Origin of the sequence: Paenibacillus spongiae, assembly GCF_024734895.1 — a bacterium.
GTDB lineage: Bacteria > Bacillota > Bacilli > Paenibacillales > Paenibacillaceae > Paenibacillus_Z > Paenibacillus_Z spongiae.
On sequence record NZ_CP091430.1, the window covers coordinates 7081884 to 7099468 of the forward strand.

The window sequence follows — 17585 nt, forward strand, 5'->3', positions numbered from 1 at the left end:
CGTCAATTACTCCTTTCTTAGCTCCGCGTTAATGGGGACATGAATGGTTATCTTCGTCCCCTCATTTATGGCCGAATCGATCTCCATCCTCCCTTCTAATAGCTCGACCCTCTCACGCATTCCGATTAATCCAAAATGGGTGCTGTCCTTCGCTCGGGATTCGATCAGATCGACATGGAATCCGCTGCCGTTATCTCGAACGACAATCTTCACCATTTGTGCCTGGTACGTAATCTCCAGCGCGACATAAGTGGGGCTCGCATGCTTATATGCGTTGCTGAACGCTTCTTGGATCATTCGATAGATGCCTGCCTCCATGGCGGAGGGCAATCTCATTTCCTTGCCGAACGTGTCGAATTTCGTCCTAATTCTTGTTTTCTCCTCAAAGTCCTGGACAAACTTCCTAACTGTTGGCACTAGTCCCAAATCATCTAAGGCCATAGGACGCAGGTTGAAAATGATCTTTCGAATTTCTTCGAGGCCGGAACGCACCTGTCCCTTCAAATCTATTAATTCTTCCTGCACTATTTGAAATTCCTGCTTACTCAGCAATCTTTCTGCAATTTCCGTCCTAAGAACTATGTTCGCCAAGGACTGCGCAGGCCCGTCGTGAATTTCCCGGGCAATACGCTTGCGCTCTTCCTCCTGGGCCAAAATAATCTTCAGTCCGATTTGCTGTCGGTTCTTGGCCGATTCCAGAATACGGGTCACCTGATTAAGGTCGCCGGATAAGTACTCCAGCACCACATTAATCTGTGACCCGATGGATTCGGCGCGCTCGATCGATTTCTCGACATTGCGCACCCTTTTCTGCAAATCATCACGCCTGGCCTTCAGGTAGCCTTCCTTCTCTCGAAAAACCATCAGATCGAGCTGAAGATGCGTGGCTTTCTCATAGGCATTCTTGATGTCTTCCTCTTGATACCGGACAAAATCCCGGCTTACTTCCGTAAGCCGGATACGCGCCCGTCGGTAATCGAGCTCGAGCTTGTCGACCTTGTCGATAATCTCGGCCGTTTCGGCCAGGACTTGGTTAAGTTCCTGGCCGAGCGAATACAGTTCCTTGCGTGCCGATTCGCATATTTCATATATTTGATATTTGCTTTCTTCCATGACGAGAACGGCGTTCTTGATCACGCGATCGAGATCGGTTATTCGATAATCCACTTTGGGACCGCTCACTTTCTTCTCTGGCGTTACGCGTTACGTTCCTATCATATCATACATTGGCCGTGGTGCGTCCATATCATTGAACGGTAATCTGGTCGGTTTTCGAATCCCAATTGACCGTCAGGCCCAGCTGCTCCGATACAAGCCTGATCGGAACCAATGTGCGCCCACTGCGCGCGATCGGGGCAACCTCCGAATCCATCTTCGTGCCATTGAGGATGAAGCTTTTCTTGCCGAGCCACATCTCCATCAAGCTGCTTCCGCGCAGCACGGTAACCCGCTGAAGCTTCTGATCCCAGTCGACTTGAGCGCCCATGGCTTCTGTCACGAAGCGCAGCGGCAAGTACGTCGTTCCTTCGAGAGCGATCGGCGCCGCTTCCAGCGTATAAGATTTCCCGCCGACTTTCGCCGATTTGGAGCCAATGGTTAATAGAATCGATTGCCTAGCCGGCTCCGGCACCAATGCCGGATATTGGAAGGTTATGTTGTCGAACGCAATACTGCCTGACAGCGCTCGTTCATCCTGGCCTTCTTCGATCGAAGCGATATACAATCGTTTCAATGTAATCGGATACGCCATTTTGTCGGATGGCAGGTTCACCTTCAATTGCTTCCAGCCGCTCCACGTCACTTTGTCCGCCAAGGTTACCAGATGGGCTTTCCCGTTCTTGTCAATGAACTCGGCCCGCAGCCAATTCAGGCTTTCGTCGCCCAGCACGTCCAGCGTCATAGCCGATGGCGAGCCTTCGACTTGGCGTCCTGATCCGTTCAAGACGGCATAAGCGACCTTCGTACCCGTTGCTCCCGTAAAGTCATAGTTCAATTGAAGCGCTTGGGAAGCATTGCTTGCTGTCAAGCCGGTCACAAGACCGACGTTGCCCACTACATTATTCGTACCTTCGTACTTAATTGAGTACGTCGGCGCTTCAAAATCTTCAAATTTCTTGTCTGCTCCTGTCGCAAGCACGGTTACGGCGGAGAATCCGTCGTAACGCGCAATAGCATAGCCCGCTTTCGCGCCTGGGGCTACAGCACCGATCGTTAACGCGCCATCCTTGACGGTGCCGCTGAAGCCGCGCAGCTCCCACTTAACGGAAGATGCCGGCAGCTGCAGCTTCCGTCCGTCATTCAGCGTCACGCTGACGGGAACGGATATCGTTTTGCCCTGCTCCAATACCGGCGAGCTGGCATCGATCGACATGCGGGCGATTTGCTCGCCGCCGATAACTTCAACGGCCAGCTTGTCGCTAATGTCGCCCGCTTTGACCGTGATGGTCGCTTTGCCGGGCTTGGAGGCCGTGAATACGTTGCCGCTGAATGCGCCAGCCCCTCCTTCCGCTTTCCATACCGGCGTCAGGCTGCCCGGATCGATCGGATTATAGTAGGTATCATATCCTTTGAGCTGATAGGATGCTTGCTGTCCCACGAACAATTCGGTGCTGCCGCTCGCCGTAATACCGCGCAGCTGGCCTTGCGGCGCCGTGGTGAACACGCCAATTCCGTTAGCTACTCCGCGCTGGGAGCCATTCTCTGTCGGATGCGCAAGCCCCGTCTCTACTTCTCCAAGCGGGCGGGTAATCATCGTCGTCGAGCCGCCTCCATCGAGGTTAATCCCGCGCCACACGCCTAGCTTCACCATCATCTTCTGCAGCTCTGCCAAGGTCATCCCTTCACTGCTGCCTACGTCTTCCACAGTAATAAGCATGACCTTCCCGCTATCCTGCGTGTAGCCGACCGCAGTACGGGAGCGTTCATAGGCCCCGCTAATGCCGCTCGTATCCCGGGAGAATGCTGTCGTCTTGCCTTGATCGACAAGAATCGTGTGGCCGCCGACCAGCATTTGAAGCGAAGCCGGATCCACCTTCTGCCCCGTCGTCTGGGCCGTCAGCGCATAGGTCGCATTCACCGACTGCCCGATCTGAAGATGCTCGAGCGCGAAGACGGCCGCTTTCCCGTGTGTACGAAGTATGTATCCGTTTGCCGGAGGCGTTCCGGGAATGGTCCCGTTCTCGACGATCTGCTGAACGACCCCGTCCACGACCAGCACCTCCGTCGGCGTCGTGGCGCTATCGGCAACCGTTGGCCGCGATGCCGTCCAAGCGCTTGTATAGATATACATCGCATTGGAATGGCTGTATCCGTCGCCCGGTTCCGTCCGGTAGGCAGCCTTGTTAATACCCGCCAACGGGAAGGATGCGCCGTCACCCGAGATAACGGTTCCATCGAAGCTGAACAAATCAATCATCGGCTTGCGCTCATTCGTCACGGCGAAGGCATACATCCCCTTCAATTGGGAGGGGCTCGCAACCAGCATGCCGCTCGTCACCTGTGCGCCCAGCGTGGAGCCTTTGCCTGAGGTATTGAAAAAATCGGCGTTTACGCCGGCAACGGCGCCGCTATTCTTCACCATGCTGCCGACAGAGCCCAAGCCCGTTGCCAGTCCTTGCTTACCGCTCATGACATCCAGCTTAACATAGGGATTCGTCAAGTCGATTTCGATGACATGAACGTTGGAATAGCCGCCTTTGCTCTTCGTCCATTTATAATCGATGCGCTTCGCACCGGAAGTGATCATCTCTTCGTTTTGCTTGAACAGCTGCTGTTGAACCGCTTCAGCGGCTGCAGCTGTTGACAGCGGTATGGCGAGGCTGATCGGCTGCACGAGAAGCGCCGCTCCAAGCGTTATAACGAGCAGCTTCTGTACGTTTCTTTTTGCTTTTTTATTTGCTTTTCGGGTTTCTCTTCTGCGACTTTGTGCCTGAGTGAATCTTCCATTATCCATAAACTAGCAACTCTCCCATTCTCGAAATCTAATAGTTATAGACTCAAGTCATAGGGAGAAAGTTACGGCTGATAGAAGACTCCTATCAACAAATTACGACCGAAAAGAATAAACTATCTGCTATAATTCGTCAGAATATTCGTATTTTATACCATTCCGATTGCCAAAGTGTGAACTCTATTATCTTTGTCACTCGTTACCGATGACATTGAATGCAAATAAGAATGGCGAAACGGAGCCACCTCTCGCGCTCCGTTTTCTCTTAATCCCATCCCATTCCATTCCAGCCATACGTTAGCCGTCAATAAAATCGACATATTGCAGCAGCCGATTAATCATGACGGTGGCTTCTGCCCGCGAGGCATTCGACTTAGCTCCGTATGCGCCATTCGACATCCCGTTAATGATACCCGCTTGAACAGCCTTGGCGACATCGTTCAGCGCCCAGGTGCCGATCTTGGTACGGTCCGTGAACCGTTTCAGAATCGAATTCGCATCCTGAGACAGGTTAATCTGCACGCCGGCTGCTCCTGCCGCGCGAACCATCATGCTCGCGATCTGTTCACGGGTAATCGGGCTGTTCGGCTTGAACGTTCCATCCGTCATCCCCTGCACGATACCCGCTTTCGATGCCGCGCCAATGTATGCGGCAAGAACGGTGGACGTATTTACGTCCTTGAACTTCGCCGCTGCCTGCTTATCGCCGGGTAGTCCCAGACCTTTTGCGATAAACATCGCAAATTCGCCCCGCGTGATCGGCTTTGCCGGCTCGAATGCTGTCAATGTCCGGCCTTCGACAATATATTTGTTGGCGAGCAGCAGAATGTCGTTGCGCGCCCAATGCTTGCCGAGATCCGAATAGATAACCGATCCTTTAATAAAGGCAAAGGTGCCGTTCCCCTTGCTTTGGAACGTGATCACGTACTTGCTGTTCTTCGTCTCTACGCGAGTCGGTACATAGGATAGCTTGCCGGTCTGCGGATCGAACCAGACTGCGGCAGTCGAGCGCGGATCAACGGCTGAAGCGGTAGAGACCGAGCGTTTTACATAACCGCTGAAGGCCTCGATCACTTTGGATTGGCTGCCTGTCACAACCTTAGCTTCGAAATTGACCGGGCTGACAAGCTGCTGAGCCCGCGAGCCGTTAAGCGCCGTAATCATCTGCGGCGTAACGCTTCCGGCATTGGTGTCGATCTGGATAAGCAGCTGCGACCCCGTCCCGGCACTCGGTTGAAGAACATCCAGTGCGCTCAACGGGATTTCATAGGTCGAATCGCGATAGACCACGACAAAAGAGGCGTTCGCTGCATTCTTCCTGGCATCGTACAAGGTACTTAGCGGAACCGCCACAATAGCGGCCTGTTCACTCTCAGGTACCGTGAACACGACGCGCGGCACCGTACCGCCTACCGTGCTAGCCGTGCTGTATGCGCCGGCAACCTTGTCGGCCGACAGCACATATCGCTTGGCATTGCGGTTCGCCGGCGAAATATCCGATTGCGTCGTTGCCACCGATACCTTGATCCCTATTCCTCCGTCGGCCGCCGTCTCGTAATCTCCATTCGGATTATCGATCCAGGTGGTTTGGTTGGCCACCCCGACGTCCGCGAATGCAGGAATGATACTGCCGTTCGTCTCCTGCATGGAAGTTCCATGGGATGTTGCGTAACTGACCGACACTCGGTCTCCGATCGCAACAGGCGTGGAAAGGGTCAGCAGCACGTTCGAATCAACGATCGATACAGTAGATACATTCCGGAACACATCATTCACTTTGACGGTGAACTGGGAGGATGCCGGTTTGTAATTGCTGTTCATCGTCGAAGCGAATGTCATGGTCAGAAGGCTTCCCTTGACCACTGCCCCGTACAATGAACTTACATTCGAACCCGCATTTGCCGTCATTCCGCTGAATGCCGGTACCGTATTTCCGCCAAAATCCGCTATACCCGGATAACCGCCCAAGTAAGTGACAATAACGGCTTGACCCGAAGTAATCGCCGATGACAGCGTCAGAATCACTTGGGCGCCCGATACCGTCACCTTCGTCACCGATCTGGCGCTTCCGTTTACTGTAATGGCGAAGGAGCTGGTTGACGGGACTACATTCGGGTTCAATGGCTCGTCATAGGTTAGCGTAACCGTTGATGACACAGCCGTTACCGTCTGCAGCACCGGCGTTCTCGTATCCTGGCCATTCTGAACGTAGAAGCCGCTGAACGAAGACACATTATTACCTGCCCAGTCACGCAATGGATAGGAAGAGGCGGTATAGGTTATCGTTACATTCTGGCCGCTCGTTACCGCACTGCCGTTGAAGGTCAAGAACAGGACGCTGCCCGATCCTGAAATATAGGTTACGGACCGGTAGGAGCCGGCCACATTGACCGAAAACTGGCTTTCCGCATATGAGCTTACCGCCTGCAGATCTTCATTGAACGTCAGTGTAATGGTATTGCCCTGTACACTGCCATGCAGCGGCTTTGGCAGCGTGGTGTCCGGCGAGTTCGTTATATCACGGTTCGAAAATCCAACCGCCTTCAAACCGGTCAAATCTTGAATCGCATAAGTCGTGCCCGGCGTATAAGACAGCTTTACCACTTGTCCGTACACAATTCCGCTCGAGAGAGTCAAGATCACGGTCTGTCCGGAAACTTCGACCTTTGTAACGCTGCGCCCGGAATTGTTTACTGTCGCATAGAAGCTTGCCGGCAGCGGTACCGCATCGATAGCGGGATTAATCGCTTTGTTGTACGTCAGTACGATTCTGGATGTACCGGACATCTCGGACTTCAGAAGCGCCGGCGCTCCTGTTGCGCTGGTCGTACTGAACGTCCATTGATATTGATTCAGTATTCCGTCATAGGGATTGCCCGCCATATCAATAACAGCGCCAGCGGGTATTTCGACGTAATATTTTGCGTTCGCAGCTAGTGTGCCGTTAATGGCGATGTTCAGCTTCCGGTTATTGGCCGGGTCAACGGTTACCGTTGTGGCGTACTCCGTATTACCGGTGCCTGAGATCCGTTTCACCTTGATAGCACCATTGCCTGGCTGCACTTGCTCGCTGAAGGTAGCGGAGAGCACGATTCCCGTAATGCCGACTTCAGTGGCGTTATTAGCGGGCGTAACCGTAGACAGAGTCGGTTTCACGCTATCCTGCGTCACTCTGAAGCTCCAGCCGGACGAGTTCAAGATGCCTGGAAAATGGTTGCCGCTGGAATCGACCAAAGCTTGACTGTCGATTTGAACATAATAGGACACGTTATTCGTAAACACGATACCTGGCTTGACCGTGATCTTCGTCGTTCCGCCGCCAGTCACCTTACTGGATGTGACAGGAATCGTCGCTACCGTCGCACCGTTCGGATGCGATTTGATGACGATGTTGCCGTTACCCGGGTACACCGGTTCATCGAAGGTCATTTCCAGGTCGAAGGAGGTTGTTGTCTGCGTTCCGCCTGCGGCTGGTTTGCGCTCCAACAAACGCGGCTCCTGCGTATCGTAGCCCGAGTTTGTCGTGAACGTCCATTTTCGCGCATCTGTAATGCCTTCATAGATATTCGTGCCGGTACCGGCATCCTTGAAGGAGCCCGGATCGATCAGCACATAATAACTCGTATTCGGCTTCAGATTGCTTGACGGATTAATCGTAACTTTATTACCGTTAATATTTACATCCGATGCAGCCACCCGATAGAACAGTTCATTATTCGATACCTGATTGATCGAAATCCATCCGGTTCCCGTTTTGGCAATATTGCCGGGAAACATCATGACCAGATCGTTATCGACAGGGAATCCGAACGAATTATTCATCGGCGATAATTCCGGGATCCCCAGCGCTGGCATTGCCGTACGCCATGTCCAATTTCCAGTGCTAATACCTGCGAAAGCATTACCGGATGCATCCTGGAAGGCGCCGGATGGAATTGTCACCTCATACGGGCTGTCCCCTCTGAGCGGATACAGTGGCGATATCGTGATTGTTCTAGTACCGCTGCCCGTCACATTGGCGGATACGACAGGTATGTATTGGGTATCGCTGCTCTGCCCGGTCGCCGTATTTCGGATCGTGATGCTGTTGTTGACGGCATAGACCGGTTCGTCGAAGGTCAGCCTCAATGCGGTTCCGATCGATACGTTGGTTTCACCATTTGCCGGTGAAAGCGGCGATACCGTGTCCAGCTTCGGCGGCGTGTTGTCCACCGCGCTTACCGTACTGAAATTCCAGTCCATCGTACTGGTAAGCCCTTCGAACGAAGCGCTATTGGACTCATTGAGGAATGCGCCCGGATCGATATACACATAATAGCTCGTATTTAGGGCAAACGATTTGGGCGTGATCGTGACCACATTCTTGCTGGATGGACCGATCATCACCCGGCTGTCTGTCACGGAGAACGAATCGAACATTGCTCCGCTGCCCAATTCGCGAATGTAAATCATCGCATTTCCGGTTCCCTTTTTGACATTCTCGTCAAAGGTCAGGACCAGCCTCGCATTCAGGGGTACGTTGCTCGCACCGGAGGACGGAGACACGCTCTGCTTTACCGGTCCTGATGATGCTGCTTCTACCTGCTGCGGCAGGATCAGTAAGCTGCCGGTTCCAACTTGAAACGTTAGAAGGGCCGCCATAAAATAAATCAACCATTTCCGATTACGGATCACCAATAACCCACTCCCTATAAAGACACTCGTACTTTATTTTTCGGTTAAAGGGGGGTGGAAATGAAGAGTTGGAGCGCTTTTTCTAATATAGGAAAAAGCAGCTGCTCCGCAGTAAGAATGTTCCTCCGATCGCTGTTGTTCCCGGATTTCCTTGAATGATTGGATAGTGGTCGAATTCCGTGAACAAAGGCGAACGCTAACGCTTCTTCAGAATCATTCTTCCTGCTCCGCCTGCTTACATTCGTTCAAAGGCAAAAGAAAAACCGCTCCGGTTAAGGAGCGGTTGGAATACAAATCTTAATATGCGGCTTAAGCTTCTGCGTCGGCTTTCAATTGTTCCGCTTTGTCTACGCGTTCCCATGGCAGATCGATGTCCGTACGGCCGAAGTGACCGTAAGCAGCTGTTTTGCCATAGATCGGACGGCGAAGGTCGAGCATCTTAATGATGCCGGCAGGACGAAGGTCGAAGTTCTTCTGGATGATTTCAACCAGCTTCTCTTCGCTTACTTTGCCTGTTCCATACGTGTCCACGCTGATGGATACCGGATTGGCTACGCCGATTGCGTAAGCAAGCTGAATTTCACATTTGTCGGCAAGACCGGCAGCGACCAGGTTCTTCGCAACATAGCGGGCTGCATAAGCTGCAGAACGGTCGACTTTTGTTGGATCCTTACCGGAGAACGCGCCGCCGCCATGACGTGCATAACCGCCGTACGTGTCGACGATGATCTTACGGCCTGTAAGACCTGCATCGCCTTGCGGTCCGCCAATAACGAAGCGGCCTGTTGGGTTGATGAAGTACTTGGTTTGGTCATCCAACCACTCTGTTGGAACAACCGGCTTGATGACATGCTCCAGGATGTCCGCTTGGATTTGCTCCAGCGTTACTTCTTCCGCATGCTGCGTCGAAACGACGATCGTATCGACACGTTTTGGCAGGCCGTCTACGTATTCGATCGTGACTTGCGTTTTGCCGTCTGGACGGAGGTATTCAAGCGTTCCGTTCTTCCGCACTTCTGACAAACGGCGTGCGATACGGTGAGACAGGGCGATCGGAAGCGGCATTAGCTCCGGCGTTTCGTTAGTCGCAAAGCCGAACATCAGACCTTGGTCCCCTGCTCCGATATCTTCGTTCTCTTCACGAATGTTCTTGCCATCGCGGCTTTCGATTGCAGCGTTAACGCCTTGCGCGATGTCAGCCGATTGCTCATTAAGGGATGTCAATACAGCACAAGTGCTGGAGTCGAAACCATATTTGGCACGCGTGTAGCCGATTTCTTTGATGGTACGGCGTGCAATCGCCGAGATATCGACATAATCCGCACGGCTGCTAATTTCGCCAATAACGAGAACAAGACCCGTTGCTACGGAAACTTCGCAAGCTACGCGTGCATAGGGGTCAGCTTCCAAGAACGCGTCCAATACCGCGTCAGATATTTGGTCACAGATTTTATCGGGATGTCCTTCTGTAACCGATTCCGATGTAAACAAGTGTCTTCCTTTAAGAGACATTTGCTCAACCTCCTACAGTTAAAAATAAGTAAGTATGATGGATAGTTCATGCATGGCTTCGGGACAATAGAAAAGTCGACGTCCATACATGGATCTAACGGTAACGTTTCGATTCCAAAAAATGAACCTTTTCCGAGGTGGAAAAGGTCTCTAGTCAACTCTCTAAAACAATATGATACCGAAACTGTCGCTTTGTGTCAATAACGGATGCTTGGGGCTACAGACCGTTCAAGACACGCTCGGCTTGCTCCACCAGACGACGAGTAATCGACCCGCCGACTTGACCGACATCTCGTGTGGCTAAGCGGGACCATGGTACGCTGCTTGGATCACTGGACGCTCCAACGGAACCAAAATCATCCGAAGCAAACTCCGTCATGCCCAACCGGTCCGGTGTAATGGCACCCGAGGTAAGCCCGAGCTCTGCTGCAATTTCGTACTTCATTTGATTCAGCGCTTCCTTACAATTCGGAACGACCACTTTATTCGAACGACTAGCCATTGTTCAAGCACCTCCTGAAGTTGATACACGTAGTGTGCGCCGACCTCAGCGTTCCGAAGCGCATAACATGTTGACAGTTCGGGGAAAAATACCTAATGCAGTTGATAATAAAAAAATTAGCCCGCCGCGCAGAATATTCTACACAGCAGGCTAATGTTGAACTCTTATTCTTGAGCTTGCAGCTCGTACGGACCACGTACCATGACTACCAGTCCAGCCTTCGCGCCTTCAGCCGACATAATGCCCCGACCGCTGCGCGGGACAAGAATCTGATGATTGATCGGAACGGTCATCCCGTTGGTCAGATCCGTCCCTTCCGTCAGATTGGCGATGCCATTCGTATCCGGTACGAAGGCAACCGGCTTGCCGGCCCGGACAACGAATTCGGCGCTCCCCTTCGCAATGAGCTTCTTACCGAGTGGAACGGACACAACTTTATATTCCGCGCCTCCTCCGACTTGCTCCTTATCCCCGCTAGAACCCGAACCTGAGCCTTGCTTGGCCATTTCAGCCTTAACCAGAGCGGCGACCTGCTGCTCCACATAGCTCTTCGTGACAATCGGATCTTGTACCGACCCCGGTGTGCTCGCATCTTCACCGTCGGCTTGGGACGACCACGTTGATCCTGCTACGATAACTGTACTTATTAGGGCTACTGTCATAATGAGTTTCGCCCAATTCTTGTTCAAATTTGCCAAGCTCCTTCCTAGTATCTTACTTTTAGCATACTAGTTCAAGCAAAGATTGTCAGCCCATATCGCTAGAGTTATGGTGTCTCTGGAGTCTGTGGTGTTTCTTTTTCAATTGAATACCAGCTGAATTCTTTCGTTCCAAGCAGCTTACGATGACTATTATACTCTTCATATACTGATAGCTTATATCCTCTAAACAATACACTACCGATTTCATTACCGGTAAAGGATACGGAGACCTTTTTCTTGATACCTGGTTTCAAACCGCCTTCAGCAGCATCCAGCTCCAATGATTGCTCATACTCATTCACACCATCGTTAACGACAAAAGTTAATTTGCGTTTTGTTTCATTCACTTCATAAGCATTAAGATTCTCGAGCGTATAATTCATATCTAGCTTCAATGTATTCAAGCCTTCAAGTCCAGAATCAATACTATTAACCGTAAACTTGTAAGGATTAATAATTAGATCTTTCAGTTCTTTACTAACAGTATTCTCAAGCTTAGGCAGATCAAATGAAATTCCGTTAATCATTCTATCAGGCGTGCCTTCTGTAGTACTAAATTTCCCTTCCGTTATACCTTCACCGATAATCAATTTTGCTCCTTCTTTGGAGAAGGATTTTGGAACTCTACCCGATACAACAAGCAGAGCCTTGCCGGTAGGGCTGATTTTCGTTTTAATATTCGGCAAATCGGCATCAATATATTGATTATCATTAGTTTTGAAGAATGCTTTCAGAACCGGCAGAGTAGTAAATCTCATCTCATCATTGGTATAGCTGAATTCAGCATAATATAGATCCGACGACTTACCTTCAAATACGGTTGCATTCTCAAATTGCAAAGTAGCTTTTCGACCCATCGTTTGAATTTTAAATGGATCTTGAAGGTTTCTTTTAGGTACCTCAGTTACATTTTTGGCTGTAAACAATCCGATAGTTTCTTTCGTCTCTTCTGATATTTGGTCTAGCAATGTCAATTGAACTTCATTGAATTTATAATTATACGGTACTTTCGTGCTTACAATAAAACTGGTAGAGCTTTTAGCTGGAAGCAATATTTGGTCATCCGCTTTAATCATTGTTATTGCTTTCTCATCAATATTTACACCGTTCAAATTTAACTTGCTTTTGATATCAGGAATAACCAATGACTTGGTAGCATGATCGTTACTGACCGTCACGTAAATATTTAACAGGTCCTCTTGCCCCCAAGGCAAGCGTTCAACCTTTTTAATTTCAAACTCATAAGCACCAGTCGCATTCCGATAAGTTTTCTTGGAAACAGGAGTTGTTGTCGTAACTGGTGGAACTTTAAATGCTGCAGCTATGTAACCATTTGTTTTATTCTCTTCTTTAGGCTGGTTTATGAGCAGAGTCATTCCAGCTGTTGCCGCTGTCGGAATTTTTACTTTAAGTTCCATTTCCTTCTCAACACCAGGCAGCAATTGAATCTCTTCATCCTTAACTGTGATCGGATATTGAGCACCGTTTGAACTTAACAGAACATATTCGTATTTTGGAAGCTTAACTGCCTTTTTACCATTGTTCAGCCACTTCATATTAATCGAAATCGTGTCACTTGCATCATTTGATTCCCGATATACGCTAGATATAATAGCTTGAATATTTTGTCCATTAACTGTGTATTTTTTTGCTGTATTTGTCGGAGCTACGAAATTACTGCTGGCATACCACACAACATTATAAATAGAAACCGGCGATTCAAATTTTGTTTCTCCGTCACTTATCGAACTTAGCAATAATTGTGCACCGTTTACATCTACATTTGATTTTAACGATCCAGTGAGTAAGATAGATACGGATTGACTAGGATCTAGTTTTTGGTCTGCTTGTAAATCCGATTCCAGTTTTATTATGTACCCTTGCTTTGTTTTTAAACTAAATTGGTAGGAAGAGAGATCTTTCCTTGTGAATCCAATGTTCTCCATTTTAAAGCGAACTTGGATTTGTGATTGGTCTCCTACTGTAAAGCGTGTTCCGGATTCAAAATTGGTTTTAATCTTTTCGTTGTTCTTCCGCAGGATATAGTAGTTATTAGTAGGTACAGAGTTTTTATAAGCCGAGGTTATCCTTGTCTCACCTAATGTGCGCGTATAATTAGGCGCATTAAAATCCCACTTCACCAAGCGGAACTTCAAGTCGGTATAATTGACCTTTTGATCGACCTTGGAATAGAAGCTAAATTCCTCTGATGTCTTCGGCGCTACTTTACTGGACTTCTTGTTTGCCGGATTTGGTGTAACGTTATACTTGCCGCCGTTCACAGAATGCATCTCTACCCAATAATCATTGAAATCGATCTCAGTGTTATCACCGTTATAGACCGTTATGGTGTAATGGGTTGTTTTTTCATTATTGTTATACAGAAAATAAACATCCTTAATTTGAACATAGCTCTTCGAGGAAATCATAAATGTTTTAAGTTTGGTGCCTCCAAAGGGTTGCAACGAGGCTACCGGAGCTTTCGTTACCGTACCGGCTGCTTCCGCCGTAGGCACATATGTAAGGGAAGAACTCAATAATGTCACAGCCAACATGGTGCCGCATGTTATTTTCACAACCTTGTTCATTCGCATAAGTCTCCTTTGAATACATTTAAAGTATCTTACTTAATTAGACGAGATTTTTTCCCAAAAGTTTCAGGTTGCTATAAAAACACTTTGAACATATTGGCTTGATTCATTTCTACTTTGACAAAAAAAAAGAAGCTCGGCTATGCCGAGCTTCTTTAGTTAAAGTCGTATTATTGAACTTTAACTTGAACGGTGAATTGGAACTCTCCACCAACGATGAATTGAACATTGAATGTATCACCAGCGGTTGCACCTGTAACATTAATAGCAGATGCTGCGCCGAATGTAGCATTGTTCCCACCGACTTGGAATGCAAGGTTCGAACCTTGAACTTTATTAACGGTAGAGATTTGAGCATTTACTGCTGGGTTAGTGATCACTTTGCCATACTGGTCCTTAATTGTAACAGCATTCAAGAGATCATCAATGCTGTCGATAGTTGTTGGAGCAGTAATCACATAGTTATCGCCCGCGTAGCCAGCAGCCGATTTGAATTCAACGGTCTTAGCAACTGGAGCAACGTTAGTCACTTCGAGCTCTTTAGTGATTGGTGCTACAGTACCGTCGTTGAATGTTACGGTAAATTTAGCTTTTTTCGTATCTTCGTTCTGGTTGAAAGTGAAGGCAGTTGCATCAAGCTTACCACCATTAACTGTCAGTGGAGCTACTGCAGAAATGTTGTACGCCGTTGCAGGAATCGTAACTGTGTCACCATAGATGTTCTTAGCAACTACCTTAACATCTGCAAGGTTTTCGTAATAAATTTTACCAATATCATTTACAGAGTAATTGCTCAGGTTGCTTTGCGCCACTGTAGATACAGTGATTTCACGGGTAGATACAGTTACATCTTGAGCACCACTTGTATTAATCAACTTGATGGCAATTTTGTCGGAAGCAGCTGCGTTAGCCGTCAGTGTGATTTTGCTGCCTGCACCAGTAGCAGACGTGATTTTACCATAGCCATTGAAATCAGCAGAAGAATCAACATTGACAAGTTCCACTTCATAATTCGCGAAGAATGCAGCATTCAAATCAACATTACGTTGGTATTGATCCTTCACTACAATGTTGTCTTTCGTAATGTCAAAAGTTTGATTAGCACCTGTGAACATGATGTTCACGTCGAAGTCTTTAACGCCTTCAACAGTAGTAGGTACTGCTGTTGCTTGAACGTCGATAAAGATTGTGCTTGGTTGGAACGAAGTGTTAGGAACGGCAGTCAGCGTATATCTGCCTTGAGCTGGCACCGACCACTCCAAGTAAGCATTGCCCGTAGCAAAGTCTTTCTTCATTACGAAAGTACCTGCACTGGAGCTCAGCGATACTTTGCCATTCAGATCGTCATATTTCGTAATCGTTCCGCCATTGGCATCAGTAGCGCTGAATGGAATTCTGATCGTTCCATCGTTAGCTGCAACTGAAGACGGATTCTCGAGAGTGAAGTTATGCAGCGTTGCGCCCTTCGTAACTTCAACATCGAATTTCGTTGTTTTCGTGAATGCTTTCGAGATGAAAGTAATTGTGTTCGTTCCATCCAGACGCATATTACCAACTGGGTTCACCAAAGGAATACCAACCGTATCCTTGTTAGCACCTTGATCGTCTTTAGCCGATCCTTGGGCAATGTTAAAGATCGCCGGGTTGTTAGCCATGAACAGAACATCATCGTTGACGTCTTTAGCATTCATGATGTTGCCGTATTGGTCTTTAGCTTCGATAAGCAATACGAATTCGGAATAGTTCGAAGAAGTCGTCAGACCTTTCTTCTCTGGATGGTACAGTTCCTTAACGGTAACCGTCTCAACCATTGCTTCGGAACCTACGGAAAGAACTTGAGAAACAGTCAGACCGGAGCTGTGGATACCAGCAATGGAAACTTGCTCGCCAACTACATACTTGATGTTGTCGTTAGCGTTGAAACCGATCGTCAATTTACCATTGACATTGGATTTCACAGTACCTTTGGAAGGCGTCCAAGTTACGCTGCCGCCATATTGTTTCGTTACATCTTCCTTGTATTGGTTCGTGATCTTGTAAGAGATCGACGCTTGGGAATACGTGTTATCCGTCACTGCAAGCTTCTCACCTACGAACTCAAGTGCAGTAAGCTTTTCAGCTTCTCCCTTGAATGTCGAAGTAAGTGCAGTCTCGGAAACTTCCTTAACCGTTACTGTGTAGTCGCCAACAACGATTTTGGAGTCAAGCTCCAGAGTTGCAGTCATTTTGTCGTCAGAGAAAGTTGCTTTGCTTACTGTTACAGCAGAGCTTCCTCTCTTAACTTCAAACTTCGCTTTTGCAGTATCAACTGCTTGGTTGAACTTAACTTCGATTTTCTTCGCTCCAGCAGCTTTAGCTTCTGCTGTAAGTTCAGCCAGCGTTACTTCAACCGTGTATTTAGCGCCTTTGTGCTCGACTTCTACTTTCGTAGCTACGCCGACTTTCAAAGGCTCAGCCAGTTCTTTCTTAACTACTTCGTCATCCGAGAAAGTAACTTCGATGTTCTTCGCATCGACTACTTTAGTGGATTTAACGGAGATTTGACCCTTCGAGTACACTGTGTAAGAAGCGTCTACCAGGTTACCGCGAGTTGCAAGAACCGTGTAGTCTTCTACTTTAGTGATCAGGCCAGATTCAACAGCTGCAGCTACATAGCCAGTTGCCCAAGCGGAAGTTTTACCTTCTACTTCAGCGTCTTCTTTAGGCTCCAAGCCCATAGCGCCAACTACGATCTTAGCAAGTTGCTCGATCGAAACGTTGACTTTAGGACCGAATTTACCAGCGCCAGTGCCGTTCATGATTTCTTCAGCAGTCAAGGCACCGATTTCGCCGATTGCCCAGTGGTTAGCAGCAACGTCGCTGTATACTTTCGCAGCAGCTGCGTCGTCTTCAAGACCAAGCAGAGCAGCCAGAGCTTTAGCGAACTCAGCGCGAGTCATTGTTTCTTCCAGGTGGGACTTACCGTCCGGGTAGCCTTGGAAGATACCAGCTGTTTTCATTTCTTGGAATTTTTGTTCAGTTGTCTTAGTGTCTTCAGCAGCGAATGCTGCAGATGCGAACATCGAGAATGCCATAGAAGCGGCTAGGATTGCAGACAAACTTTTCTTCATAACCTTTTTTTCTCCTCCTCTAATGTGTTTCGGGTCTTGAGTGTTTTGTTTAGAATATTGTTTGCTCGATTCACTCATCAGGTGATTCACCCCCTTCCCAGAGCTGAGCCTAGTTCTTATAAATAATGTCTACGATCATGTCTGTCGAATTCGAGAGAAACACGTCGCAGAAACTTGGAAACTAGTAAAATCATCCAGAAAAGATCGATAGAGTTGTCACACCACTTTAACATTATACAATGGGTCAATTAACCAGTAAAGAGATTTTTGAGAATATGTACCAAGCTTCTTGAGTCCCCGTTGCTGTGGTGTTGTTTTGTGTTACATGTAATTAAACGCAGTAGTTTCTAAAAAGTTGCGATGTTGCTAAAAAAACTTTGAAAAACTTTTTTCGTTGTCTTACTGCACTCCATCATTCGCGTGATCCATATGTATTCTGGGTTGTGATCGAGTTATCCGCCAATCGTGTAATACTTTGTCGATCACCTAATCAGTATAGCTTGTTTACCCAACTGGCGTCGATATAAAACATTTGCCAATTTATAA

At 48.4% G+C, this 17585-nt stretch carries 8 protein-coding genes; all 8 read right to left on the reverse strand.

The window, feature by feature from the left end:
• Positions 1-6: 6 nt before the first annotated feature.
• The 8 genes from L1F29_RS31855 to L1F29_RS31890 all read right to left on the reverse strand — a co-directional run bounded on the left by L1F29_RS31855 (position 7) and on the right by L1F29_RS31890 (position 17117).
• Positions 7-1113, reverse strand: a complete 1107-nt coding sequence (locus L1F29_RS31855; RefSeq protein ID WP_373876578.1) for a sensor histidine kinase — start codon at positions 1111-1113, stop codon at positions 7-9.
• Positions 1114-1246: 133 nt separating this feature from the next.
• Positions 1247-3952, reverse strand: coding sequence for a stalk domain-containing protein (locus tag L1F29_RS31860; protein ID WP_258385981.1), 2706 nt, complete (start codon positions 3950-3952; stop codon positions 1247-1249).
• 294 nt (positions 3953-4246) lie between these two features.
• Positions 4247-8623: an Ig-like domain-containing protein gene (locus L1F29_RS31865; protein WP_258385982.1), complete on the reverse strand. Its 4377-nt coding sequence runs from the start codon at positions 8621-8623 to the stop codon at positions 4247-4249.
• 309 nt (positions 8624-8932) lie between these two features.
• Positions 8933-10135 (reverse strand): methionine adenosyltransferase, encoded by a 1203-nt coding sequence (gene metK / locus L1F29_RS31870; RefSeq protein WP_258385983.1) that lies wholly within the window; start codon positions 10133-10135, stop codon positions 8933-8935.
• A gap of 217 nt (positions 10136-10352) precedes the next feature.
• Positions 10353-10637 (reverse strand): alpha/beta-type small acid-soluble spore protein, encoded by a 285-nt coding sequence (locus L1F29_RS31875; protein ID WP_258385984.1) that lies wholly within the window; start codon positions 10635-10637, stop codon positions 10353-10355.
• Positions 10638-10801: 164 nt separating this feature from the next.
• Positions 10802-11326 (reverse strand): hypothetical protein, encoded by a 525-nt coding sequence (locus L1F29_RS31880; RefSeq protein WP_258385985.1) that lies wholly within the window; start codon positions 11324-11326, stop codon positions 10802-10804.
• Between the two features lie 77 nt (positions 11327-11403).
• Complete coding sequence (locus L1F29_RS31885) at positions 11404-13926, reverse strand: hypothetical protein (protein WP_258385986.1); 2523 nt, start codon at positions 13924-13926, stop codon at positions 11404-11406.
• Positions 13927-14099: 173 nt separating this feature from the next.
• Positions 14100-17117: an S-layer homology domain-containing protein gene (locus L1F29_RS31890; protein WP_258385987.1), complete on the reverse strand. Its 3018-nt coding sequence runs from the start codon at positions 17115-17117 to the stop codon at positions 14100-14102.
• Positions 17118-17585 lie beyond the last annotated feature (468 nt).